The sequence below is a fragment of the Micromonospora endolithica genome (assembly GCF_003626595.1).
In the GTDB taxonomy this organism is placed as follows: domain Bacteria; phylum Actinomycetota; class Actinomycetes; order Mycobacteriales; family Micromonosporaceae; genus Micromonospora; species Micromonospora endolithica.
Window position 1 is genome coordinate 160,063 of sequence record NZ_RBAK01000007.1, and the last position, 24,193, is coordinate 184,255.

General features: G+C 69.2%; 23 protein-coding genes and 3 tRNA genes. All 26 read left to right on the plus strand.

Annotated elements, in window-relative coordinates; translation table 11 throughout:
• Positions 1-26: 26 nt before the first annotated feature.
• The 26 genes from D7223_RS18830 to rplW all read left to right on the plus strand — a co-directional run bounded on the left by D7223_RS18830 (position 27) and on the right by rplW (position 24,192).
• Positions 27-99: transfer RNA gene (locus D7223_RS18830), tRNA-Thr, on the plus strand.
• 25 nt (positions 100-124) lie between these two features.
• Positions 125-197, plus strand: a tRNA-Met gene (locus D7223_RS18835).
• Positions 198-330: 133 nt separating this feature from the next.
• Positions 331-498: a 50S ribosomal protein L33 gene (gene rpmG, locus D7223_RS18840; protein ID WP_013288652.1), complete on the plus strand. Its 168-nt coding sequence runs from the start codon at positions 331-333 to the stop codon at positions 496-498.
• Between the two features lie 129 nt (positions 499-627).
• Positions 628-1,074, plus strand: coding sequence for a MaoC family dehydratase N-terminal domain-containing protein (locus D7223_RS18845; RefSeq protein ID WP_120729729.1), 447 nt, complete (start codon positions 628-630; stop codon positions 1,072-1,074).
• A gap of 1 nt (position 1,075) precedes the next feature.
• Complete coding sequence (locus D7223_RS18850) at positions 1,076-1,468, plus strand: MaoC family dehydratase (RefSeq protein ID WP_120729730.1); 393 nt, start codon at positions 1,076-1,078, stop codon at positions 1,466-1,468.
• A 128-nt stretch (positions 1,469-1,596) separates the two neighbouring features.
• Positions 1,597-1,669: transfer RNA gene (locus D7223_RS18855), tRNA-Trp, on the plus strand.
• A gap of 214 nt (positions 1,670-1,883) precedes the next feature.
• On the plus strand, positions 1,884-2,282 hold the full coding sequence (gene secE / locus D7223_RS18860; RefSeq protein WP_120729731.1) for a preprotein translocase subunit SecE: 399 nt from the start codon (positions 1,884-1,886) through the stop codon (positions 2,280-2,282).
• 26 nt (positions 2,283-2,308) lie between these two features.
• Positions 2,309-3,031: a transcription termination/antitermination protein NusG gene (gene nusG / locus D7223_RS18865; RefSeq protein WP_120729732.1), complete on the plus strand. Its 723-nt coding sequence runs from the start codon at positions 2,309-2,311 to the stop codon at positions 3,029-3,031.
• Positions 3,032-3,217: 186 nt separating this feature from the next.
• Entirely contained in the window at positions 3,218-3,649 is a 432-nt protein-coding gene (rplK, locus tag D7223_RS18870; protein ID WP_120729733.1) for a 50S ribosomal protein L11, read from the plus strand.
• A gap of 81 nt (positions 3,650-3,730) precedes the next feature.
• A complete protein-coding gene (rplA, locus tag D7223_RS18875; RefSeq protein WP_120729734.1) occupies positions 3,731-4,447 on the plus strand; it encodes a 50S ribosomal protein L1 in 717 nt (238 codons plus the stop codon).
• A 78-nt stretch (positions 4,448-4,525) separates the two neighbouring features.
• Complete coding sequence (locus D7223_RS18880) at positions 4,526-5,362, plus strand: ATP-binding cassette domain-containing protein (RefSeq protein ID WP_120729735.1); 837 nt, start codon at positions 4,526-4,528, stop codon at positions 5,360-5,362.
• The gene (locus tag D7223_RS18885; protein ID WP_120729736.1) at positions 5,359-6,048 is read left to right on the plus strand and encodes a hypothetical protein; all 690 of its coding nucleotides are present in this window, start codon (positions 5,359-5,361) and stop codon (positions 6,046-6,048) included. The genes D7223_RS18880 and D7223_RS18885 overlap by 4 nt, the downstream gene beginning before the upstream one ends.
• Before the next feature lie 324 nt (positions 6,049-6,372).
• The gene (rplJ, locus tag D7223_RS18890) at positions 6,373-6,918 is read left to right on the plus strand and encodes a 50S ribosomal protein L10 (protein ID WP_120729737.1); all 546 of its coding nucleotides are present in this window, start codon (positions 6,373-6,375) and stop codon (positions 6,916-6,918) included.
• Positions 6,919-6,971: 53 nt separating this feature from the next.
• Positions 6,972-7,361 carry a 50S ribosomal protein L7/L12 gene (rplL, locus tag D7223_RS18895; protein WP_120729738.1) on the plus strand — a complete coding sequence of 130 codons (390 nt, stop codon included), beginning with the start codon at positions 6,972-6,974 and terminating at the stop codon, positions 7,359-7,361.
• 571 nt (positions 7,362-7,932) lie between these two features.
• Complete coding sequence (gene rpoB / locus D7223_RS18900; protein WP_120729739.1) at positions 7,933-11,364, plus strand: DNA-directed RNA polymerase subunit beta; 3,432 nt, start codon at positions 7,933-7,935, stop codon at positions 11,362-11,364.
• Between the two features lie 80 nt (positions 11,365-11,444).
• Positions 11,445-15,332: a DNA-directed RNA polymerase subunit beta' gene (locus tag D7223_RS18905; protein WP_120729740.1), complete on the plus strand. Its 3,888-nt coding sequence runs from the start codon at positions 11,445-11,447 to the stop codon at positions 15,330-15,332.
• Between the two features lie 103 nt (positions 15,333-15,435).
• A complete protein-coding gene (locus tag D7223_RS18910; protein WP_120729741.1) occupies positions 15,436-15,807 on the plus strand; it encodes a hypothetical protein in 372 nt (123 codons plus the stop codon).
• A 679-nt stretch (positions 15,808-16,486) separates the two neighbouring features.
• Entirely contained in the window at positions 16,487-16,855 is a 369-nt protein-coding gene (locus D7223_RS18915) for a hypothetical protein (protein ID WP_120729742.1), read from the plus strand.
• A gap of 575 nt (positions 16,856-17,430) precedes the next feature.
• Positions 17,431-17,805 carry a 30S ribosomal protein S12 gene (rpsL, locus tag D7223_RS18920; RefSeq protein WP_007465318.1) on the plus strand — a complete coding sequence of 125 codons (375 nt, stop codon included), beginning with the start codon at positions 17,431-17,433 and terminating at the stop codon, positions 17,803-17,805.
• 1 nt (position 17,806) lies between these two features.
• Positions 17,807-18,277, plus strand: coding sequence for a 30S ribosomal protein S7 (rpsG, locus tag D7223_RS18925; protein ID WP_091079418.1), 471 nt, complete (start codon positions 17,807-17,809; stop codon positions 18,275-18,277).
• A 75-nt stretch (positions 18,278-18,352) separates the two neighbouring features.
• Complete coding sequence (gene fusA, locus D7223_RS18930) at positions 18,353-20,449, plus strand: elongation factor G (RefSeq protein ID WP_120729743.1); 2,097 nt, start codon at positions 18,353-18,355, stop codon at positions 20,447-20,449.
• Positions 20,450-20,670: 221 nt separating this feature from the next.
• Complete coding sequence (tuf, locus tag D7223_RS18935; protein WP_120729744.1) at positions 20,671-21,864, plus strand: elongation factor Tu; 1,194 nt, start codon at positions 20,671-20,673, stop codon at positions 21,862-21,864.
• 354 nt (positions 21,865-22,218) lie between these two features.
• A complete protein-coding gene (rpsJ, locus tag D7223_RS18940; RefSeq protein ID WP_007073037.1) occupies positions 22,219-22,527 on the plus strand; it encodes a 30S ribosomal protein S10 in 309 nt (102 codons plus the stop codon).
• 11 nt (positions 22,528-22,538) lie between these two features.
• A complete protein-coding gene (rplC, locus tag D7223_RS18945) occupies positions 22,539-23,204 on the plus strand; it encodes a 50S ribosomal protein L3 (RefSeq protein ID WP_120729745.1) in 666 nt (221 codons plus the stop codon).
• Complete coding sequence (gene rplD, locus D7223_RS18950) at positions 23,201-23,893, plus strand: 50S ribosomal protein L4 (protein WP_120729746.1); 693 nt, start codon at positions 23,201-23,203, stop codon at positions 23,891-23,893. The genes rplC and rplD overlap by 4 nt, the downstream gene beginning before the upstream one ends.
• Entirely contained in the window at positions 23,890-24,192 is a 303-nt protein-coding gene (gene rplW, locus D7223_RS18955; protein WP_076466668.1) for a 50S ribosomal protein L23, read from the plus strand. Before rplD ends, rplW begins: the two co-directional genes overlap by 4 nt.
• Position 24,193: the final 1 nt, after the last annotated feature.

The following is a 24,193-nucleotide window of genomic DNA, read 5'->3' on the forward strand; positions in this document are numbered from 1 at the left end:
TGCGCGGCCACCGAGTGATCGCGCAGGCCCCCTTAGCTCAGTCGGCAGAGCGTCTCCATGGTAAGGAGAAGGTCTACGGTTCGATTCCGTAAGGGGGCTCAGAGGGTCCGGCTGGGCCCACCACGGCGGTGTAGCTCAGATGGTAGAGCAAACGGCTCATAATCGTTGTGTCGCCGGTTCAAGTCCGGCCACCGCTACTTTCGGCCTCCAGGTCCGTTCCCGGTGGTCGATGGAACGGGCGCCAGTTGGCGCCCGCTTTGCATGTCCGCCCAATCAGTGCGTACGCTGGTGCGCCGTAGTTGTTATCCGTAGCGAGGAAGGCACTCCGCCGTGGCGAAGGCAACCGATGTCCGGCCGAAGATCACTCTGGCGTGTGTGGAGTGCAAGGAGCGCAACTACATCACGCGCAAGAACCGCCGTAACGACCCGGACCGCATCGAGCTGAAGAAGTTCTGCCCCCGGGACGGCAAGCACACCGTCCACCGCGAGACCCGCTGATTCTCCGCCGGCGACGCCGGCGGGACCCCAGCAGAGCACGTCGATCGCCGATCCGTCTGCGCCGGCGCGGCCCCGAGCCGCCGCCGGTCGGGCCGATCGGCGATCGTGTTTTGCGTGTAGGTTCGCGACATGTCCCTGGACCCGTCCTTTGTCGGCCGGACCTATCCGCCGACCACCCCGTACCAGGTGGGCCGAGAGAAGATCCGCGAGTTCGCGACCGCGATCGGCGCCACCGACCCGGCCCACCACGACCCGCAGGCCGCCCGCGCACTGGGCCACCCGGACGTGGTCGCGCCACCGACCTTCCCGTTCGTGGTCACCATGGCCGCCACCCAGCAGATCGTCGATGACCCTGACCTGGGCGTGGACTACAGCCGCGTGGTCCACGGCGACCAGCGTTTCGCGTACACCCGCCCGGTGGTCGCCGGCGACGAGCTGGTGTGCGTCAACGCCATCGAGGACGTCACCACCCGCGGTGGGCACGGTTTCCTCACCACTCGGACCGAGATCACCACGGCCGCCGGCGAGCCGGTGGTCACCGTCTGGTCCAAGCTCGTCGTACGCGGGGAGGGCTGAGATGGAGCTGCCGACCCGGACGTTCCGGGTGACCCGCGCGGACCTGGTCCGCTACGCGGGCGCCTCGGGCGACTTCAACCCGATCCACTGGAGCGAGCGCACCGCCACCAAGGTCGGGCTGCCCGGGGTGATCGCCCACGGCATGTTCACCATGGCGCTGGTCGGCCGGGCGGTGACCGAGTGGTCCGGCGCGCCGGACGCGGTGGTCGACTACTCGGTGCGGTTCACCCGTCCGGTGCTCGTCCCGGACGACGACGAGGGCACCGAGATCGAGGTCGCCGCGGTGGTCCGTGAGGTCACCGAGGATGGACTGACCAGGCTGGACATCACCGCGACCTGCCGGGGCGAGAAGGTGCTGTCGCAGGCCCGGGCGACGGTGCGTACCGCGGGCTGACCGGGTTTCCGACCCGCCACGGGTGGACCGGTTGGGAAAGTCGTGGCACTACCCGTACACTGGTCCGCCGTGGGGCAAGTGACCCCTGCTCCGCCATCCGTGGCGGCGCGGGGTGCGCGTTGCCGCACAGGGGTGTAGCTCAATTGGCAGAGCAGCGGTCTCCAAAACCGCAGGCTGCAGGTTCAAGTCCTGTCACCCCTGCGCCTCAGGCCTGACCGTTCCCGTGGGTCGCGCCGCCGATCGGCGGCGTCCGGCCCGTGGTGGTGGCATCGGCGGGGTGGTTCCGAGGCATCGGGGCCCTCCGGCTGATCCGCCGGCCGCGGCCCGTCCCGGGACGGTTGGTCCGGCCGGCGTGACCAAGCGCCGCGCACGCCCCCTCGGCGTGCGACCCCGACATCCCGCGACGGAGGGCGAAGTGGCCGACAACAAGCGGCGCGGCGAGGACGCCGACGACGAGCGTTTCGACGACGAGGTCGTCGACGACGCCTCTGGCGACGACGCCGCCGACGCGGACGAGCCGGTCTCCCGGGGTGGCACGGCCACCCGGTCGCGCGCCAAGGCCGAGTCGGCCGACAGCAAGCCGAGGACCCGTTCGGAGACCGACCGGGTGGGCCTGTTCGGACGCATCGCCCGATTCATCCGCGAGGTCGTCGCCGAACTGCGTAAGGTCATCTGGCCGACGCGCAAGGAGCTGCTGACCTACACCGCCGTGGTGATCGCGTTCGTCGCCGTGATGCTGACGATCGTGGCCGGCCTCGACTTCGCCTTCGCCAAGGGCGTGCTGTGGGTCTTCGGCAACCCGACGGCTGACTGAGCCGATAGTGACGGAAGTGAGCGAGCGTGCCTGAGTACGACGAGACCGCCGGACCCGCGGACGAGCAGTCCACGGTCGCGACGGCGGCTGGTGACGAGTCGGTCGAGGCCGCCAGCGAGCCGGAATTCCCGACCACCGAACCCGCGCCGGAAGAGGACTACGACCCGGTCGCCGAGCTGCGGCAGAAGCTGCGTTACGCGCCCGGCGACTGGTACGTGGTGCACTCCTACGCCGGTTACGAGAACAAGGTCAAGACCAACCTCGAGACCCGGATCACGTCCCTCGACATGGAGGACTACATCTACCAGGTCGAGGTGCCGACCCGGGAAGAGGTCGAGGTCAAGAACGGCAAGCGGTCGCAGATCCAGGCGAAGGTCTTCCCGGGCTACATCCTGGTCCGGATGGAGCTGACCGCCGAGTCCTACTCGTGCGTACGCAACACGCCGGGCGTGACCGGCTTCGTCGGCGCGACGGACCGGGCGGACCGCCCGGCGCCGTTGAGTCTCGACGAGGTGCTCAAGTGGCTGGCCCCGGCGGTGGAGACCGAGCAGAAGAAGGCCAAGCCCGAGGTCAAGGTGCTGGACTTCGAGGTCGGCGACTCGGTCACCGTCACCGACGGCGCGTTCGCCTCGCTGCCGGCGACGATCAGCGAGATCAACGCCGACCAGCAGAAGCTCAAGGTCCTGGTGTCGATCTTCGGCCGGGAGACGCCGGTCGAGCTGAACTTCAACCAGGTCGCCAAGATCTGACGCGTTCCGGTCGCCGGCGGTGGGCAGCGGCCCGCCGCCGGCGCATCCGTTCCGCCCTTCCGTCGGCCCTCGACGTAGGGTGCGCGGAACGCTGCGCTACTCTTGAACGTCGTCGCTGTCGCACCGCGCTGACCGTGCGCACCCGGCACCGGCACCTTTTCCCAGTTCCAAGCCCCAGGAAGTGACATGCCTCCGAAGAAGAAGCTCGTCAAGACTTTCACGCTTCAGCTGAAGGCGGGCCAGGCCACGCCGGCGCCGCCGGTGGGCCCCGCGCTCGGTCAGCACGGCGTGAACATCATGGAGTTCTGCAAGACCTACAACGCGCAGACCGAGTCCCAGCGGGGCGACATCGTCCCCGCCGAGATCAGCGTCTACGAGGACCGGACCTTCACCTTCGTGCTGAAGACCCCGCCCGCGGCGCGGCTGCTGCTCAAGGCCGCCGGCGTGGACAAGGGCTCCGGCGTGCCGCAGAGCCAGAAGGTCGGCTCGGTGAGCCAGGCCCAGGTGCGGGAGATCGCCGAGAAGAAGATGGTCGACCTCAACGCCAACGACATCGACCAGGCTGCGAAGATCATCGCCGGCACCGCCCGGTCGATGGGCATCGTCGTCAACGACTGACGTCGGTCAGCGCTTCCCGATCAGTTCGTGGGAGGGCACGCGGACACCGCGGCCCGCCAGAGACCACAGGAGTACCAGAACATGCAGCGCAGCAAGAGCTACCGCAAGGCCGCCGACGTCATCGACCGGTCCAAGCTCTACACCCCCGCCGAGGCCGTCAAGCTGGCCAAGGAGACCACCAACGTCAAGTTCGACGCCACGGTCGAGGTCGCGATGCGCCTCGGCGTCGACCCCCGCAAGGCGGACCAGATGGTCCGTGGCACGGTCAACCTGCCGCACGGCACCGGTAAGACCGCCCGCGTGATCGTGTTCGCCGCCGGCGCGAAGGCCGAGGAGGCCGCCGCCGCCGGTGCCGACGAGGTGGGCACCGACGAGCTGGTCGCCCGGATCCAGGGCGGTTGGCTGGACTTCGACGCGGCGATCGCCACGCCGGACCAGATGGCCAAGATCGGCCGGATCGCGCGGATCCTGGGCCCGCGCGGCCTGATGCCGAACCCGAAGACCGGCACGGTGACCATGGACGTCACCAAGGCGGTCTCGGACATCAAGGGCGGCAAGATCACCTTCCGGGTGGACAAGCACTCCAACCTGCACCTGATCATCGGCAAGGCCTCGTTCTCCGAGACCCAGCTGGTGGACAACTACGCGGCGGTCCTGGACGAGGTCCTGCGGGCCAAGCCGTCCGCCGCCAAGGGCAAGTACCTGCGCAAGGTCGTCCTGACCACCACCATGGGCCCGGGCGTCCCGGTCGACCCGAACGTGGTGAAGAACCTCCAGGAGGGCTCGGCCGAGAGCTGAGCGCACTCCCCGCGAAGGGGCCCCGCCACGACCCGTGGCGGGGCCCCTTCCGTCTGTCCGTTGTGGCAGGCTCACCGCATGCGACTGGAGGACGTCTGGCTCCGGTACCGACGGCGCGGCCCCTGGGTCCTCCGGTCCGTCCAGGTCCGGGTCGACCCGGGTCAGGTGGTGGTGGTGACCGGCCGGAACGGGGCCGGGAAGTCGACCCTGCTCCAGCTCGCGGCGGGGGTGCTGCGGCCGGTCCGCGGTCGCCTGGCCGACCGGCCCCGCGCGGTCGGCTGGGTGCCGGAGCGTTTCCCGGCCGACCAGCCCTTCACGGTCGAGCGCTACCTGACCGGAATGGCCCGCGTGGCCGGCCTGCCCGGCGTCGAGGCGGAGCGTGCGGTCGGGCGCTGGACGGCCCGACTCGGGCTCGTCCCCTTCCGCGCGGTCCGGCTGCCCGAGCTGTCCAAGGGGACGGCGCAGAAGGTGGGGCTGGCCCAGGCCATGCTCCGCGACCCCGGCCTGCTGGTGCTCGACGAGCCCTGGGAGGGGCTGGACGCCGCGGCGCGGGACCTGGTTCCGGAGCTGGTCGACGAGGTGGTCGCCGGCGGCGGTTCGGTGCTGGTCAGCGATCACCGCGGCGAGACGGTCCGGCTGCCGGGCGCCCGCCGTTGGGCGGTGGCCGACGGCACGGTCACCGAGGAGGACCCCACCGGCACCGAGACGTTCGCGGTGGTCGAGCTGGCGGTGCCGTCCGCGCAGGTGGCCGGCACCGTCGCCCGGTTGCGCGCCGACGGCCACCACGTCCTGCGGGTACGCCCCGACGCCGTCCCGACCGCCGATCCGGGCGCGGCGCCCGGGCCACCACGTGCCGCCGAGGACGCGCCGGATCCGTCCGGCAGCACCGCCGGCCCCGCGGCGGGACACCGGTGACCGCCCTGGTCCGGCTGCGGCTGGCGGCGTTCCTGCGTACCGGAAGAGCGCTGGCGCCGGCGCTCGCCGGGCTGGTCGCCCTGGGCATCCTCTACGGCGGCGGTCGTGCTCAGCCGGCGGAGGCCTACGGCGTCTCCGCGGTGGTGCTGTTCCCGGTGCTCGCCTGGCAGACGAAGATCCTACTCGACGTCGAGCCGGACGGGCAGCGCCGGCTCGTCCGGGTGCTGGTCGGGCCGACCCGGGAGCAGGTGGCCGGCCTGCTCGCGGCCGGCGTGGCCGCGCTGGTCACGATCGCGGTGGCGCTGGTCTTCCCGTGGCTGGTGGGTGGGGTGACCGGGCCGGTCGAGCCGGGGGACCGGTCGGTGCCGGCCGGGATCCTGGTCGGGGTGTGGGCGCACCTGCTCGCCCTCCCGGCGGCGGTGGCCCTGGGTGCCCTGGCGAGCCGCGCCTCGACCGGAAGCGCCGGGTACGGCGTGGCGGTGCTCGCGGTCGGGGGTGTCGCGGCGGTCGCCCTGGGGTTGCGCGGTTCGGTGGCCCCGTGGTTGGTGCCGCCGGTGATGGCGACCGCGCGCGCGGCGGCGGGGGACCTCCCGGCGATCACCGTGCTGCTGCTCAGCGCCTGGGCTGCCGCGTGGTGCCTGGCGGCGGGCACGGTCTACCTGTGGCACCGCCGGTTCCGACCGTGACGGAGGGCCCGTCCCGGGGTGACCGGGGCCACCCGCTGGCCGATTTGGTGATACTGCAAGTGAAGCAGTAACCTGGGCCGCGAAGTTCCACCCAGAGACCGCTGGTCACCGTGCCCCGGCACGGTCGAAGGTCCCGCACCACGGGCGACCCGCGCAGGGCGGTAAGCGATTTTCGGCTGTGAGCGTGGTCCGCCGACCGCGTGAAGGTCTTTCGCCCCGCGCGCCCTGCGCCGGGGCTTTTCTCGTTGGTGCGCTGCCTTCGCCCCCGTCGACAGCTCCGGCTGAAGAGGGTGACCAGCCTCCGAGCAACGAGAGAGGAGGGACATGGCGGACAAGCCGATCCGGGCCGACAAGGCCACGGCCGTCGCTGAGCTGACCGAGAGCTTCCGCAACGCGGGCGCCGCGGTGCTCACCGAGTACCGTGGTCTGACGGTTTCCCAGCTCACCCAGCTGCGGCGCTCGCTCGGCAAGGAGACCACCTACACGGTCGCGAAGAACACGCTGGCGAAGCGTGCCGCGACCGAGGCGGGCATCTCCGGCCTCGACGAGCTGTTCACCGGTCCTACCGCGCTGACTTTCGTTTCGGGCGACGTCGTCGAGGCGGCGAAGGGCCTTCGCGACTTCGCGAAGGCCAACCCGAAGCTCGTCATCAAGGGCGGCGTCTTCGAGGGCAAGGCCATTTCCGCGGCCGAGGTCACGAAGCTCGCCGACCTGGAGTCCCGTGAGGTGCTGCTGGCCAAGCTGGCCGGCGCGATGAAGGGCAACCTGAGCAAGGCCGCGGCCCTGTTCCAGGCTCCGCTCTCCAAGACCGCCCGCCTGGCGGCGGCACTGCAGGACAAGCGCGAGAAGGAGGGCGCCGAGGCGGCCTGAGGCCTCCCGGCGCACCCACGTTCTTAGTCAATTTTGAGGAAAGGACGCCAGACATGGCGAAGCTCAGCACCGACGAGCTGCTCGACGCGTTCAAGGAGATGACGCTGATCGAGCTCTCCGAGTTCGTGAAGCAGTTCGAGGAGACCTTCGAGGTCACCGCCGCGGCCCCGGTCGCGATGGGCGTCGTCGGCGGTGGCGGCGGTGGCACCGCCGCTCCGGTCGAGGAGGAGAAGGACGAGTTCGACGTCATCCTCGACGCCGACGGTGGCAAGAAGATCCAGGTCATCAAGGTCGTGCGTGAGCTGACCGGCCTGGGCCTCAAGGAGGCCAAGGACCTGGTCGAGGCCGCTCCGAAGGCCGTCCTGGAGAAGGCCAACAAGGAGACCGCCGAGAAGGCCAAGGCCAAGCTCGAGGGCGAGGGCGCCAAGGTCACCCTCAAGTGACCTGAGTACGACCACGCGCGTGTCCGGCAGAAAGTGAGCTGGGGCACACACCGCGTCACGGCGGGCGGTGATCCGGGAACGGGTCGCCGCCCGCCGGCGTTGGTACGTCCGGTGGCGGCGTGCGTGAGCAGGGCGGCCGGCATCCCGGTCGGTGCGCAGCCGAACGGCCGGGTGGTCGCCCGTCGGTGGGAAAGACCCGGCGACCCGGGGTCGGCCCTTGACGCGGCACCGGGCAGGCAGGCACGCTGACATCAGCAAGACCTTCCGCGCTTGCAACGGCCACCACTTGGGTAATGCAGCGACGGCTCCGCCGCCGCACCCGAGCGGCCCGCAGGAACGTGGCGTTCCGAGCGGCCCGGTGAGACCCCGATCGGGGGACACCGAGGCACGTTCCGCGACGACCTGCGGGGTGGGCTGGACAGCGGTTAGCCTCTCGGCTACACTGCTAGTTTGCGCTGCCTTCCGACTAGACCCCTGCTCGGAAATGTCCGTTTGTGGATATTTCTGGTGGGGTCATTGGAGTGCACGCGTACCAGCCGTTCTGCAGCACCGGTCCTCGGAAGGACGCATCTTGGCAGCTTCCCGCCCTGCGAAGACCAGTCGTACGTCGAGCGCTTTCGCGCCCCGCCGAGTTTCTTTCGGCAGGATCACCGAACACCTCGAGGTCCCCAACCTCCTCGCCATTCAGAACGAGTCCTTCGACTGGCTCGTCGGCAACGAGGCTTGGCAGGGCCGGTCGGCGGACGACCCGCACGCACGCTCGGGTCTCGCGGAGATCCTTGAGGAGATCAGTCCCATTGAGGACTTCTCCGGCACCATGTCCCTCTCCTTCTCCGCTCCGCGCTTCGACGAGGTCAAGGCCTCGATCGAGGAGTGCAAGGAGAAGGACCTGACCTACTGCGCGCCGCTGTTCGTGACCGCGGAGTTCACCAACAACACCACTGGCGAGATCAAGAGCCAGACGGTGTTCATGGGTGACTTCCCGATGATGACGCCGAAGGGCACCTTCATCATCAACGGCACCGAGCGCGTCGTGGTCAGCCAGCTCGTCCGGTCCCCGGGCGTCTACTTCGACAAGCAGCCGGACAAGACCTCCGACCGCGACCTCTCCAGCGTCAAGGTCATCCCGAGCCGGGGTGCCTGGCTGGAGTTCGACATCGACAAGCGCGACACGGTCGGCGTCCGCATCGACCGTAAGCGTCGGCAGGCCGTCACGGTCCTGCTCAAGGCCATCGGATGGTCGGCCGAGCAGATCCGCGAGAAGTTCGGCTGGTCCGAGCTGATGATGACCACGCTCGAGAAGGACCACATCGCCGGGCAGGACGAGGCCCTGCTCGACATCTACCGGAAGCTCCGCCCTGGCGAGCCGCCGACCCGCGAGAACGCCCAGACCCTGCTCGACAACCTCTTCTTCAACCCGAAGCGGTACGACGTCGCCAAGGTCGGTCGATACAAGTTCAACAAGAAGCTCGAGCTGAGCGTGCCGATCACCACCGGCACGCTGACCGAGGACGACATCGTCGCCACCGTGGAATACCTGTGCCGGCTGCACGCCGGTGAGGAGGGCTACGAGGCCGACGACATCGACCACTTCGGCAACCGGCGTCTGCGTACGGTGGGCGAGCTGATCCAGAACCAGGTCCGGGTGGGCCTGTCCCGGATGGAGCGCGTCGTCCGGGAGCGGATGACGACGCAGGACGTCGAGGCGATCACGCCGCAGACCCTGATCAACATCCGCCCGGTGGTGGCGGCGATCAAGGAGTTCTTCGGCACGTCGCAGCTGTCCCAGTTCATGGACCAGACCAACCCGCTGGCGGGCCTGACCCACCGGCGTCGGCTGAGCGCGCTCGGCCCGGGTGGTCTGTCCCGGGAGCGGGCCGGCTTCGAGGTCCGTGACGTGCACCCGTCCCACTACGGCCGGATGTGCCCGATCGAGACGCCGGAAGGCCCGAACATCGGCCTGATCGGTGCGCTCTCCACCTTCGCCCGGGTCAACCCGTTCGGCTTCATCGAGACGCCGTACCGGAAGGTCATCGAGGGTCGGGTCACCGACCAGATCGACTACCTGACCGCGGACGAGGAGGACCGGTTCGTCAAGGCGCAGGCCAACGCTCCGCTGAAGGCGGACGGCACCTTCGCCGAGGACCGGGTCCTGGTCCGCCGTAAGGGTGGCGAGACCGAGGACGTCACGCCGGCGGCCGTGGACTACATGGACGTCTCGCCGCGGCAGATGACCTCGGTCGCGACCGCGATGATCCCGTTCCTCGAGCACGACGACGCCAACCGGGCACTGATGGGCGCGAACATGCAGCGCCAGGCGGTGCCGCTGGTCAAGGCCGAGTCGCCGCTGGTGGGCACCGGCATGGAATACCGCGCCGCGGTCGACGCCGGTGACGTGGTCGTCGCCGAGGTCGGCGGTGTCATCGAGGACCTCTGCGCGGACTACATCACGATCCACCAGGACGACGGCCACCGCCGGACGTACCTGCTGCACAAGTTCCGCCGCTCCAACGCCGGCTCCTGCGTCAACCAGAAGCCGGTCGTCTTCGAGGGCGACCGCGTCGAGGCCGGCCAGGTCATCGCCGACGGTCCGTGCACCGACGAGGGCGAGATGGCGCTCGGACGCAACCTGCTGGTGGCGTTCATGTGCTGGGAGGGCCACAACTACGAGGACGCGATCATCCTGTCGCAGCGCCTCGTGCAGCAGGACGTGCTCACCTCGATCCACATCGAGGAGCACGAGGTCGACGCGCGGGACACCAAGCTCGGCCCGGAGGAGATCACCCGCGACATCCCGAACGTCAGCGAGGAAATGCTCGCCGACCTCGACGAGCGCGGCATCATCCGGATCGGCGCCGAGGTCGTCCCGGGCGACATCCTGGTCGGCAAGGTCACGCCGAAGGGCGAGACCGAGCTGACCCCGGAGGAGCGGCTGCTCCGCGCGATCTTCGGTGAGAAGGCGCGTGAGGTCCGGGACACCTCGCTGAAGGTGCCGCACGGCGAGACCGGCACGGTCATCGGTGTGCGTACCTTCTCCCGCGAGGACGGCGACGAACTGCCGCCGGGCGTCAACGAGCTGGTCCGGGTCTACGTCGCCCAGAAGCGCAAGATCCAGGACGGTGACAAGCTCGCCGGCCGGCACGGCAACAAGGGCGTGATCTCCAAGATCCTGCCGGTCGAGGACATGCCGTTCCTCGAGGACGGCACGCCGGTCGACATCGTGCTGAACCCGCTGGGCGTCCCGTCCCGGATGAACATCGGCCAGGTCCTGGAGACCCACCTCGGGTGGGTGGCCAAGACCGGCTGGAGTGTCGACGGGGACGACGCGGACTGGAAGAAGGCGCTGCGGTCGATCGACGCGCACGAGTCCGTGGGCGACACGAACGTGGCGACCCCGGTCTTCGACGGCGCCCGCGAGGAGGAGATCTCCGGTCTGCTCGCGTCGACCCTGCCCAACCGGGACGGCAAGCAGCTGATCGGTGCCACCGGCAAGGCGCAGCTGTTCGACGGTCGCTCCGGCGAGCCGCTGCCGGACCCGATCGCGGTCGGCTACATCTACATCCTCAAGCTCAACCACCTGGTCGACGACAAGATCCACGCTCGCTCGACCGGCCCGTACTCGATGATCACGCAGCAGCCGCTGGGTGGTAAGGCGCAGTTCGGTGGCCAGCGCTTCGGTGAGATGGAGTGCTGGGCCATGCAGGCGTACGGCGCCGCCTACGCCCTGCAGGAACTGCTGACCATCAAGTCCGACGACGTCCTCGGCCGGGTCAAGGTCTACGAGGCCATCGTCAAGGGCGAGAACATCCCCGAGCCGGGCATCCCGGAGTCGTTCAAGGTGCTGCTCAAGGAGCTGCAGTCGCTGTGCCTCAACGTCGAGGTGCTGTCCAGCGACGGTGTGGCCCTGGAGATGCGCGAGACCGACGACGAGGTGTTCCGGGCGGCGGAGGAGCTGGGCATCGACCTGTCCCGGCGCGAGCCGAGCTCGGTCGAAGAGGTCTGAGGTGAGCGGTCGGGAGCCGGTTCGCCGGCTCCCGACCCCACCCACTAGCTAGCAGTACAGACGACGACATAGGGGACATAGTGCTCGACGTCAACTTCTTCGACGAGCTGCGCATCGGCCTCGCCACCGCAGACGACATCCGTCAGTGGTCGCACGGTGAGGTCAAGAAGCCCGAGACGATCAACTACCGCACCCTCAAGCCGGAAAAGGACGGGCTCTTCTGCGAGAAGATCTTCGGTCCGCAGCGGGACTGGGAGTGCTACTGCGGTAAGTACAAGCGGGTCCGCTTCAAGGGCATCATCTGCGAGCGCTGTGGCGTCGAGGTGACCCGGTCGAAGGTCCGTCGTGAGCGGATGGGGCACATCGAGCTGGCCGCTCCGGTGACCCACATCTGGTACTTCAAGGGCGTGCCGAGCCGGCTGGGCTACCTGCTGGACCTCGCCCCCAAGGACCTCGAAAAGATCATCTACTTCGCCTCGTACGTGGTGACGAGCGTGGACGCCGAGTCGCGTCACCGCGACCTCTCGACGATCGAGAACGAGATCCTCGCCGAGAAGCGGCAGGCCGAGAACAGCCGCGACTCGGAGATCGAGAAGCGGGCCGCCAAGCTCGAGGCCGACCTGGCCGAGCTGGAGGCCGAGGGTGCCAAGGCGGACGTCCGGCGCAAGGTCAAGGAGGGCGGAGAGCGCGAGATGCGCCAGATCCGCGACCGGGCCCAGCGCGAGATCGACCGCCTGGACGAGGTGCTGGACACCTTCCGCAAGCTGGAGCCGAAGCAGCTGGTCACCGACGAGCTGCTCTACCGCGAGCTGCGCGACCGGTTCGGCGAGTACTTCACCGGCGGGATGGGTGCCGAGGCCATCAAGGCGCTGGTCCAGAACATGGACCTGGACGCCGAGGCGGAGAGCCTGCGGGAGACCATCCGCACCGGTAAGGGGCAGCGGAAGATCCGGGCGCTCAAGCGGCTCAAGGTCGTCGCGGCGTTCCTGAACACCCGCAACTCGCCGCTCGGCATGGTGCTCGACTGCGTGCCGGTCATCCCGCCGGACCTGCGTCCGATGGTGCAGCTGGACGGTGGCCGTTTCGCGACCTCCGACCTGAACGACCTGTACCGCCGCGTGATCAACCGGAACAACCGCCTCAAGCGGCTGATCGACCTCGGCGCGCCCGAGATCATCGTCAACAACGAGAAGCGGATGCTCCAGGAGGCCGTCGACGCGCTGTTCGACAACGGCCGTCGGGGCCGGCCGGTCACCGGTCCGGGTAACCGCCCGCTCAAGTCGCTGTCCGACATGCTCAAGGGCAAGCAGGGCCGCTTCCGGCAGAACCTGCTCGGCAAGCGCGTCGACTACTCCGGCCGTTCGGTCATCGTGGTCGGCCCGAAGCTCAAGCTGCACCAGTGCGGTCTGCCCAAGCAGATGGCGCTGGAGCTGTTCAAGCCCTTCGTCATGAAGCGGCTGGTCGACCTCAACCACGCACAGAACATCAAGTCCGCCAAGCGGATGGTCGAGCGGCAGCGCCCGGTCGTGTGGGACGTGCTGGAAGAGGTCATCGGCGAGCACCCGGTGCTGCTCAACCGGGCGCCGACCCTGCACCGCCTGGGCATCCAGGCCTTCGAGCCGCAGCTGGTCGAGGGCAAGGCCATCCAGATCCACCCGCTGGTCTGCACCGCGTTCAACGCCGACTTCGACGGTGACCAGATGGCGGTGCACGTGCCGCTGTCCGCCGAGGCCCAGGCCGAGGCGCGGATCCTGATGCTCTCGTCGAACAACATCCTCAAGCCGGCCGACGGCAAGCCGGTGACCATGCCCACCCAGGACATGATCATCGGTCTCTACCACCTCACCCACCGCACCGAGGGTGAGCGGGGCGAGGGCCGCGCGTTCAGCTCGGACGCCGAGGCGCGGATGGCGTTCGACAACGGCGAACTGCACCTGCAGGCTCCGGTCAAGATCCGGCTGCGGGGCGTCGTCGGTGTCGACAACGGTGCCCGCGCCGAGGCGTGGACCGCGCCGGAGGGCTGGGTCGAGGGCGACGCGCTGACCGTGGAGACCACGCTGGGCCGGGTCCTGTTCAACGAGACGCTGCCGCAGGGCTACCGGTTCGTGAACTACGAGATCCGCAAGGGCCAGCTCTCCGCGATCGTCAACGACCTCGCCGAGCGCTTCCCGAAGGTGGCCCTCGCGGCGACCCTGGACGGGCTCAAGGAGGCCGGTTTCCACTGGGCCACCTGGTCCGGCGTCACCATCGGCATGGAGGACGTCATCGCGCCGCCGCGCAAGCGGGAGATCCTGGAGCGGTACGAGAAGGACGCCGACAAGATCGACAAGCAGTACCAGCGTGGTCTGATCACCGCCGAGGAGCGTCGTGGCGAGCTGATCCAGATCTGGACCGACGCGACCAACGAGGTCGCCCAGGAGATGGACACCGCGCTGCCGCAGGAGAACCCACTGTGGAAGATGATCAACTCGGGTGCCCGCGGTAACCTGCTCCAGCTCCGGCAGATCGCGGCGATCCGTGGTCTGGTGGCCAACCCGAAGGGCGAGATCATCCCGCGGCCGATCAAGGCCAGCTACCGGGAGGGTCTGTCCGTGCTGGAGTACTTCATCTCCACGCACGGCGCCCGTAAGGGCCTCGCCGACACCGCTCTGCGTACCGCCGACTCGGGTTACCTGACCCGGCGTCTGGTGGACGTCTCGCAGGACGTCATCATCCGCGAGGAGGACTGCGGCACCGACCGGGCCATCCCGATGCAGATCGGGCAGCGGCGCGACGGTGGGCTGGTCGTGCACGAGCACGCCGAGACCAGCGTGCACGCCCGTACGCTGGCCGACGACATCAAGGGGCCGGACGGCACCGTGGTGGCCGAGCGTGGCTCGGACATCAACTCGATCCTGGTCGACCGGATCGTCGCCGCCGGGACCGAGACCGTCCGGGTGCGCAGCGTGCTGACCTGCGAGTCGAAGCTGGGCGTCTGCGGTGCGTGCTACGGCCGCTCGCTGCCGACCGGCAAGACCGTGGACGTCGGCGAGGCGGTCGGCATCATCGCCGCCCAGTCGATCGGTGAGCCGGGTACCCAGCTGACGATGCGTACCTTCCACACCGGTGGTGTCGCGGGTGAGGACATCACCCAGGGTCTGCCGCGTGTGCAGGAGATCTTCGAGGCCCGGGTCCCGAAGGGCAAGGCGCCGATCGCCGACACCCCGGGCCGGATCCGGATCGAGGACGGCGAGCGCTCGCGGAAGATCATCGTGGTGCCGGACGACGGCAGCGACGAGATCGTCTACGACAAGATCTCCAAGCGGGTCCGTCTGCTGGCCAACGACGGCGACCACGTCGAGGTCGGCGAGAAGCTCACCGTGGGTACGGTCGACCCGCACGAGCTGCTCCGCATCCTCGGCCCGCGCGCGGTCCAGGTCCACCTGACCCAGGAGGTCCAGGAGGTCTACCGCTCGCAGGGTGTGCTCATCCACGACAAGCACATCGAGATCATCATTCGCCAGATGCTCAAGCGGGTGACGGTCATCGACTCCGGCTCGACCGAGTTCCTGCCGGGTGTGCTGGTCGACCGGGCGCTGTTCGAGTCGGAGAACCGCCGGCTCGTCGGCGAGGGCGGCGAGCCCGCCGCCGGTCGCCCGGTGCTGATGGGCATCACCAAGGCCTCGCTGGCCACGGACTCCTGGCTCTCGGCGGCCTCCTTCCAGGAGACCACCCGGGTGCTGACCGACGCGGCGATCAACTCGCGCAGCGACTCGCTGGTCGGCCTCAAGGAGAACGTGATCATCGGTAAGCTCATCCCGGCCGGTACCGGCATCAGCAAGTACCGCAACGTCCGGGTCGAGCCGACCGAGGAGGCGAAGGCCAAGGTCTACTCGATGACCGGCTACCCGGAGACCGACTACGGCTTCGGACCGGCCAGCGGCCAGGCGGTGCCGCTGGACGACTTCGACTTCGGGTCGTACCGCTAAGCAAGTTCCGACGACGAGGCCCCCGGCAGCCGCCGGGGGCCTCGTCGTGTCCGCGGCCCGGCGTGCCGGCACCGGAGGCCGGCGGAGGCGGCATGATGGGGGGATGACGACCCCGCCCGGGCCGGTGCCCCTCGCCCCGCCGGGTCCGCCGCGCCACCCGCTCGACCCGGACCCGAAGCGCTCGACCAAGGCGCGCGCGGTGTTCGCGCTGGGCCTGATCGGCGCGCTGACCGGCCTGTTCCTCGGCGGGGTGGTGCCCGCCACGACCGCCCTGTTGCTGGCGCGCCAGGCGCGCCTGGAGGCGTACGCCTCGGGGGGTTTCCTCACCGGCGCGGCCTGGCTGCGACGGGGGGAGCGGCTGGCCTGGACGGGCCTGACGCTCGCCGCGGTGAGCGTGGTGGTCGCGTTGGTGATCGCCGTCGTGCGGTTGGCCCAGGCGCCCTTCGGGCAGGATTTCGCCCCGAACGTCGACTGACCGCCCGCCGGGGGAACTCCTCGCCGCCGGGCGTCGGCGAGGTGACCGGCGGCGGTAGCCTGGCCGGTGTCCGTCGCGCGGCGGTGGACGCCCACTTCCGACAGGAGGATCCGTGACGGAACCGGCGCGCCCACCGGGTACCGACCCCGCGGCGCCGTATCCCGACGGCCCGTACGACGCCCGGCCCGATCCGGGTGGGTGGGCGCGGCCGGCGGTGGGACCGAGCGGGCCGCCGGAGACCGCGCCACCACCGACGTCCGCGCCGGCCGGCCCCTGGACGCCGCCGCCGACCCCCGGGTGGGGCGCGCCACCGGCGGGCTGGGGCACGCACCCGCAGGGGCCGCACCCGTCCCCGGCGGTCGACCCCGGGTACGCCGGCGGTGCCGGCCCCGCACCCGCCGGCCCCGGATGGGGCATGCCGTCCGGCGCCCCGGCGTCGTCGCCCGGCGTCGGCCCGGGTTGGGGTGCGCCGGGGTCGCCGGGCGGTGGTCCTGGTCGGGGCGCGCCGCCGTCCTCAAGCGGTGGTCCCGGTTGGGGTGCGCCCGGGTCGCCCACCGGTGGTTCGGGTTGGGGCGCGCCCGGATCGTCCGGTGGTGGGTCCGGTTGGGGCGCGCCGTCGGGGTCCGGAACGTCGCCGGTTCCGCCCCGGGATTCGCCCCGGCCGCGCCGCGTCGATCCGGTGGCAGGTACGCCGTTCGGCATCGTGCACCTGGACGTGCCGCCGGTGTCGTCCGGGCTGGCGGTCGGCTCGCTGGTGGGTGGCGTCGTCTCGATCCTGGTGTCGTTCCTGGTGATCTGCGTCGGCCTGGTGGGCGGTGACGGCGGTGTCTGGGCCGCCGGGGCGTTCACCCTGTTGGGCGCGCTGACCGGGGCGGGGGCGGTCGTCGCGGGGCTGCTCGCGATGCGGCAGATCCGCCGACCGGTGACGCCGCCCGCGGTCCGCTTCACCGGTCGGGGACTGGCGGTGGCCGGAGTCGGCTGCGGGGCGGCGGGAGTGCTGTTGAGCCTGGTCGGCGTGGGGCTGGCGTTGCTGGTGTCATTCGCGTGACCCGCACGGCCGGTGCTGCCGTCCGCCGGAGCGACCCGGGTGGTGGCGGCGGACCCGGGCGGCGCGGCTGACCCGGGCGGCCGGGCACCTTCCCGGGCGGGCCTGGCGCGGCGGTCACCGGGCCCGACGGGCCGTGCTCGGGGAACAGCCGGTACACTTGTGTTCGTAGGTGCCCATCACGGGCGGGCCGGCACGACGGAGCCGAAGGACGGGCGGTGGGACACCCCACCGGTCACTCCGTTTTGACCAGCGCGGTTGTGGTAGGTACTCTTTCCCCTTGTGCCCGGGCCAGCCCGGGCAACTCGTGCGTGCGCTGGATCCGGTGAGCCGACGGTCCGGCGACGGCACGACAAAGCCACAAGAACTGGCGCGCGGCCTGCTGCGTGCCGGTGACACACCCCGGGGTCGCGTGCGAGCGACGACGCCGGGACCGTGATCGGGGCGACACGCCCGACCGCGGGTGCCGGGGCCACCGCGAGGTGGACCCGGTGGGAATGTAGGAGAGTCGTCCAGCAGGGCGGCTAACGAGCAGACGGCGCGGTCGCGCGAGCGGCCGAAGGGAGCGGAGAAACCCGGTGCCCACCATTCAGCAGCTGGTCCGAAAGGGCCGCCAGGCCAAGACGACCAAGACCAAGACCCCGGCGCTGAAGGGATCCCCTCAGCGGCGCGGTGTGTGCACCCGCGTGTACACCACCACCCCGAAGAAGCCGAACTCGGCGCTCCGCAAGGTCGCTCGTGTCAAGCTCAGCAGCCAGATCGAGGTGACCGCCTACATCCCGGGCGTGGGTCACAACCTCCAGGAGCACTCGATCGTGCTCGTTCGCGGCGGCCGGGTGAAGGACCTCCCCGGCGTGCGTTACAAGATCGTCCGCGGTTCGCTGGACACCCAGGGTGTCCGCAACCGCAAGCAGGCGCGCAGCCGTTACGGCGCGAAGAAGGAGAAGAGCTGACATGCCGCGTAAGGGACCCGCTCCGCGGAAGCCGCTGGTCGCTGACCCGGTGTACAACTCGCCGCTGGTCACCCAGCTGGTGAACAAGATCCTGCTGCGCGGCAAGCGTCAGCTCGCCGAGCGCATCGTGTACGCCGCCCTGGAGGGCTGCCGCGAGAAGTCCGGCACCGACCCGGTCGTCACGCTCAAGCGCGCGATGGACAACGTGAAGCCGACCCTGGAGGTCCGCAGCCGCCGTGTCGGTGGCGCGACCTACCAGGTGCCGGTCGAGGTCCGCCCGGCCCGCGCGACCACCCTGGGTCTGCGCTGGCTGGTGACCTACTCCAAGGCCCGTCGTGAGAAGACCATGGTCGAGCGGCTGATGAACGAGCTGCTGGACGCGAGCAACGGTCTGGGTGCCGCCGTCAAGCGGCGCGAGGACACGCACAAGATGGCCGAGTCGAACAAGGCCTTCGCGCACTACCGCTGGTAACACCCTGGTTCCGGCGCCGGTCCGGCGCCGGAACCGCCACCAGTTGTGTCGAGACGACGATAAGTAGGGATTGAAGTGGCCGCCGCAGACGCGCTCGCCAACGTACGCAACATCGGCATCATGGCGCACATCGATGCCGGTAAGACCACGACCACCGAGCGGATCCTGTTCTACACCGGTATCACGTACAAGATCGGTGAGGTTCACGAGGGCGCTGCCGTCATGGACTGGATGGAGCAGGAGCAGGAGCGTGGCATCACCATCACCTCCGCTGCCACCAAGTGTGAGTGGAAGGGCCACACGATCCAGATCATCGACACGCCCGGTCACGTCGACTTCACGGTCGAGGTCGAGCGGTCGCTGCGGGTGCTGGATGGTGCGGTCGCGGTCTACGACGGCGTCGCCGGCGTGGAGCCGCAGACGGAGAACGTCTGGCGTCAGGCCGACAAGTACCACGTCCCCCGGATGTGCTTCGTCAACAAGCTCGACCGGACCGGTGCCGACTTCTTCCGCTGCGTGCAGATGATGATCGACCGGCTCAACGCCACCCCGCTGGTGCTTCAGATCCCGATCGGGCTCGAGGGTGACCACATCGGTGTCGTCGACCTGATCGGCATGCGCGCCCTCACCTGGCGCGGGGAGACCCAGAAGGGTGACGACTACACCATCGAGGAGATCCCGGCCGAGCTTGCCGACTCCGCGGCGGAGTGGCGCGAGAAGCTGATGGAGACCCTGGCCGACGTCGACGACGCGGTGATGGAGAAGTACCTGGAGGGCGAGGAGATCTCCGTCGAGGAGATCAAGGCCGCCATCCGGCGGGCCACCATCGCCAGCAAGGCCAACCCGGTGCTCTGCGGCTCGGCGTTCAAGAACAAGGGCGTCCAGCCGATGCTCGACGCGGTCATCGACTTCCTGCCGTCGCCGCTCGACGTGCCGGCCATCGAGGGTACGGCCACCGACGGCGAGACCCCGATGCAGCGGAAGCCGTCGAAGAACGAGCCGTTCTCCGGCCTGGCCTTCAAGATCCAGACCGACAAGCACCTCGGCAAGCTCACCTACGTCCGGGTCTACTCCGGCGTGGTCGAGACCGGCACCCAGGTGGTCAACTCCACCAAGGACCGCAAGGAGCGGGTCGGCAAGATCTACCAGATGCACGCCAACAAGCGGGAAGAGCGCGGCTCGGCCCAGGCTGGCGACATCATCGCGGTGCAGGGTCTGAAGCAGACCACCACCGGTGACACCCTGTGCGACCCGGCGAACCCGGTGATCCTGGAGTCGATGACCTTCCCGGAGCCGGTCATCGAGGTGGCCATCGAGCCGAAGACGAAGGCCGACCAGGAGAAGCTCAGCACCGCCATCCAGCGGCTGGCCGAGGAGGACCCGACCTTCCGCGTCAAGCTGGACGACCAGACCGGTCAGACGGTCATCTCCGGCATGGGCGAGCTGCACCTGGACATCCTGGTCGACCGGATGCGCCGCGAGTTCAACGTCGAGGCGAACATCGGTAAGCCGCAGGTCGCGTACCGCGAGACGGTCCGCCGCAAGGTGGACAAGATCGAGTACACCCACAAGAAGCAGACCGGTGGCTCCGGCCAGTACGCCCGCGTCATCGTGAGCGTCGAGCCGCTGCCGCTGGGCAACGACTCGCCGACCTACGAGTTCGCCAACGCCGTCACCGGTGGTCGCATCCCCCGGGAGTTCATCCCTTCGGTGGACGCGGGCGCGCAGGACGCGATGCAGTACGGCATTCTCGCCGGCTTCCCGCTGGTGGGTGTCAAGCTGACCCTGCTGGACGGCCAGTACCACGAGGTCGACTCGTCGGAAATGGCGTTCAAGATCGCCGGCTCGATGGTGATGAAGGAGGCGGCCCGTAAGGCCGACCCCGCACTGCTCGAGCCGATGATGGCCGTTGAGGTCACCACTCCTGAGGAGAACATGGGTGACGTCATCGGCGACCTCAACTCCCGGCGGGGCATCATCCAGGCGATGGAGGAGCGCAGCGGCGCTCGCGTCGTCCGGGCCCTGGTGCCGCTGTCGGAGATGTTCGGCTACGTCGGCGACCTGCGGTCGAAGACCCAGGGCCGGGCTAGCTACAGCATGCAGTTCGACTCCTACGCCGAGGTTCCGCAGAGCGTGGCGAAGGAGATCATCGCCAAGGCGACCGGTGAGTGACGCTCACCTGAGCTGAACCGATGATCGTCGGTGGTCGCGGGAGGGGAACTCCCGCCCGCGGCCACCGCGGTCGGGTTGCGTGAGAACCGGGCCTGTAGGCTTCATCGCCGCAGAACCCACCAAGCTCTCCGGCCGTCAGGCCGGAAAGGCTGTCGACAGAGTCCTAAGCGCCAATCGGCGTACCGGGGCGAGAAGAACCAGAAGTCCACAGGAGGACACCAGTGGCGAAGGCGAAGTTCGAGCGGACTAAGCCGCACGTCAACATCGGCACCATTGGTCACATCGACCACGGTAAGACGACGCTGACGGCGGCCATCACCAAGGTCCTGCACGACCAGTTCCCGGACCTGAACCCGTACACGCCGTTCGACGAGATCGACAAGGCGCCGGAGGAGAAGGCCCGCGGCATCACGATCTCGATCGCGCACGTCGAGTACCAGACCGAGGCGCGGCACTACGCGCACGTCGACTGCCCCGGGCACGCCGACTACATCAAGAACATGATCACCGGTGCCGCGCAGATGGACGGCGCGATCCTGGTGGTCGCGGCGACCGACGGCCCGATGCCGCAGACCCGCGAGCACGTGCTGCTGGCCCGCCAGGTCGGCGTGCCGTACATCGTCGTGGCGCTCAACAAGAGCGACATGGTCGACGACGAGGAGCTCCTGGAGCTCGTCGAGCTCGAGGTCCGTGAGCTGCTGTCGAACCAGGACTACCCGGGTGACGACCTGCCGGTCGTGCGGGTGTCGGCGCTGAAGGCCCTCGAGGGTGACCCCGAGTGGACCTCGAAGCTGATGGACCTGATGACCGCGGTCGACACCGCGATCCCGCAGCCGGAGCGCGAGACCGAGAAGCCGTTCCTGATGCCGATCGAGGACGTCTTCACGATCACCGGTCGTGGCACCGTCGTCACCGGTCGCGCGGAGCGCGGCGTGCTCAAGCCGAACGAGGAGGTGGAGATCGTCGGCATCCGCGAGAAGTCGACCAAGACGGTCTGCACCGGCATCGAGATGTTCCGCAAGCTGCTCGACGAGGCCCGCGCGGGTGAGAACGTCGGTCTGCTGCTGCGTGGCATCAAGCGCGAGGACGTCGAGCGCGGCATGGTGGTCGTCAAGCCGGGCACCACGACCCCGCACACGGAGTTCGAGGCGACGGTCTACATCCTCTCCAAGGAGGAGGGCGGCCGGCACACCCCGTTCTTCCAGAACTACCGTCCGCAGTTCTACTTCCGCACCACGGACGTCACCGGTGTCGTCACCCTCCCCGAGGGCACCGAGATGGTCATGCCGGGTGACAACACCACCATGTCGGTGAAGCTGATCCAGCCCATCGCCATGGAGGAGAACCTCAAGTTCGCGATCCGCGAGGGTGGCCGTACCGTCGGCGCCGGGTTCGTCACCAAGATCATCAAGTGAGCTAGGTAACCCCGATTAGACCCGCCGCCGGTCGTGCGGCATACTAGTCAGGTTGCGTAACGACAGTTCGCTGCGCCGTGTTCGGCTTACGCTGAACCTCCGGTGCAGGCAGAGCAGTCGGGCGTGGGGTGGTTGGCGGCCCGTCCGCCAACCACCCTCGCACGGCGTTCAGGTCGCGGTAATGCGATCGGCGCCTTGACCCACCGCGCGGTCAGAGCCGCTCCGGAGACCCGGGGCGGAGCCTGGCCCCAGGGCGCGACACGCCCGACCGCGGGGGTGGGCGAAGAGGGTCTGTACCAGCCGGTACAGGGCACCCGCGACACAGCGGCATCGAGAGAAGGAACAGAAGCCACCATGGCGGGACAGAAGATCCGCATCCGGCTCAAGGCCTATGACCACGAGGTCGTCGACTCCTCGGCTCGGAAGATCGTCGAGACGGTGACGCGTACCGGGGCGCAGGTCGCGGGCCCGGTGCCGCTGCCCACGGAGATCAACCGTTTCTGCGTTATCCGCTCGCCGCACAAGTACAAGGACTCGCGCGAGCACTTCGAGATGCGCACGCACAAGCGGCTGATCGACATCATCGACCCGACCCCGAAGACGGTCGACTCGCTCATGCGCCTCGACCTGCCGGCTGGCGTCGACATCGAGATCAAGCTGTAGGGACCGGACAAATGGACAGGCAAGTCAAGGGGATCCTGGGCGCAAAGCTCGGCATGACCCAGGTCTGGGACAACAACAAGGTTGTCCCCGTGACCGTGGTTCAGGCCGGCCCCTGCGTCATCAGCCAGGTTCGTAGCGCCGAGAAGGACGGTTACTCCGCGGTCCAGCTGGCGTACGGCACGATCGACCCGCGTAAGGTCAAGAAGCCGATCAGCGGGCACTACGCCAAGGCGGACGTCGCGCCGCGCCGGCACATCGTCGAGCTGCGCACCGTCGACGCCGCGGACTACTCGCTCGGCCAGGAGGTCACGGTCGAGGAGTTCCCGGCGGGTGTCGCGATCGACGTGACCGGCAAGACCAAGGGCAAGGGCTACGCCGGCCCGATGAAGCGGCACGGCTTCCACGGTCTGCGCGCCAGCCACGGTGTCGAGCGCAAGCACCGCTCGCCGGGCTCCATCGGCGCCTGCGCCACCCCGGGTCGTGTCTTCAAGGGCACCCGGATGGCCGGCCGGATGGGTGGCGTGCGCTACACCGTTCAGAACCTGACCGTCCAGGCGGTCGACACCGAGAACAACCTCCTGCTCGTCCGCGGTGCCATTCCCGGCCCGAAGGGCGCGCTGGTCCTGGTCCGTACCGCGGCCAAGACCAAGGTGAAGAAGGGCGGTGCGGCCAAGTGACCACCGTTGACGTCCGCAACGTCGAAGGCGCCAAGGCCGGCTCGGTCGAGCTGCCCGCCGACATCTTCGACGTCCAGGCCAACGTCGCGCTGATGCACCAGGTCGTGGTGGCCCAGCTCGCGGCGGCCCGGCAGGGCACGCACAAGGTCAAGACCCGCGGCGAGGTCGCCGGCGGCGGCAAGAAGCCGTACAAGCAGAAGGGCACCGGTCGTGCCCGGCAGGGCTCGATCCGCGCGCCGCAGTTCGCCGGCGGTGGCGTGGTGCACGGCCCGGTCCCGCGCGACTACAGCCAGCGCACCCCGAAGAAGATGAAGGCCGCCGCGCTCCGTGGCGCCCTGTCGGACCGGGCCCGCGCCGGGCGGGTGCACGTCGTCGAGGCGTTCGTCTCGGGCGAGAAGCCGTCCACGAAGGCCGCGCTGGCGACGCTGACCAAGCTGACCGAGTCCCGTCGGGTCCTGGTCGTGCTGAGCGGCACCGACGAGCTGAACTGGGTGTCGCTGCGCAACCTGCGCAGCGCCCGGGACAGCCGCGTGCACCTGATCGAGGCCGGCCAGCTCAACACGTACGACGTGCTGGTTGCCGACGACGTGGTCTTCACCAAGGAGGCCCTGGACGAGTTCCTGGGTCTGCCGACGGAGGTCGGCCAGGCGGCCGAGCCCGCCGAGACCACCGAGGAGGGTGGCAAGTGAGCACGATCGCCGATCCGCGCGACATCATCGTCGCGCCGGTCGTCTCGGAGAAGAGCTACAGCGAGCTGAACCGCAACTGGTACACCTTCCTGGTGCACCCGGACGCGAACAAGACCGAGATCAAGATCGCTATCCAGCAGATCTTCAACGTCCGCGTCCTGACGGTCAACACGCTCAACCGCGAGGGCAAGCGCAAGCGGACCCGTACCGGGTTCGGTAAGCGCAAGGACACCAAGCGGGCGATGGTGAAGCTGGCTGACGGTGACCGTATCGAGGCCTTCGGCGGCCCGGTCAGCTGAG

Coding starts and splice junctions, on each gene's coding strand:
- rplJ (WP_120729737.1), top strand. CDS start 6,373: ATGGCGGACAAGCCGATCCGGGCCGACAAGGCCACGGCCGTCGCTGAG.
- rpsG (WP_091079418.1), top strand. CDS start 17,807: ATGCCGCGTAAGGGACCCGCTCCGCGGAAGCCGCTGGTCGCTGACCCG.
- rplC (WP_120729745.1), top strand. CDS start 22,539: ATGGACAGGCAAGTCAAGGGGATCCTGGGCGCAAAGCTCGGCATGACC.
- rplL (WP_120729738.1), top strand. CDS start 6,972: ATGGCGAAGCTCAGCACCGACGAGCTGCTCGACGCGTTCAAGGAGATG.
- rplA (WP_120729734.1), top strand. CDS start 3,731: ATGCAGCGCAGCAAGAGCTACCGCAAGGCCGCCGACGTCATCGACCGG.
- D7223_RS18850 (WP_120729730.1), top strand. CDS start 1,076: ATGGAGCTGCCGACCCGGACGTTCCGGGTGACCCGCGCGGACCTGGTC.
- rpsJ (WP_007073037.1), top strand. CDS start 22,219: ATGGCGGGACAGAAGATCCGCATCCGGCTCAAGGCCTATGACCACGAG.
- D7223_RS18845 (WP_120729729.1), top strand. CDS start 628: ATGTCCCTGGACCCGTCCTTTGTCGGCCGGACCTATCCGCCGACCACC.
- D7223_RS18880 (WP_120729735.1), top strand. CDS start 4,526: ATGCGACTGGAGGACGTCTGGCTCCGGTACCGACGGCGCGGCCCCTGG.
- D7223_RS18910 (WP_120729741.1), top strand. CDS start 15,436: ATGACGACCCCGCCCGGGCCGGTGCCCCTCGCCCCGCCGGGTCCGCCG.
- rplK (WP_120729733.1), top strand. CDS start 3,218: ATGCCTCCGAAGAAGAAGCTCGTCAAGACTTTCACGCTTCAGCTGAAG.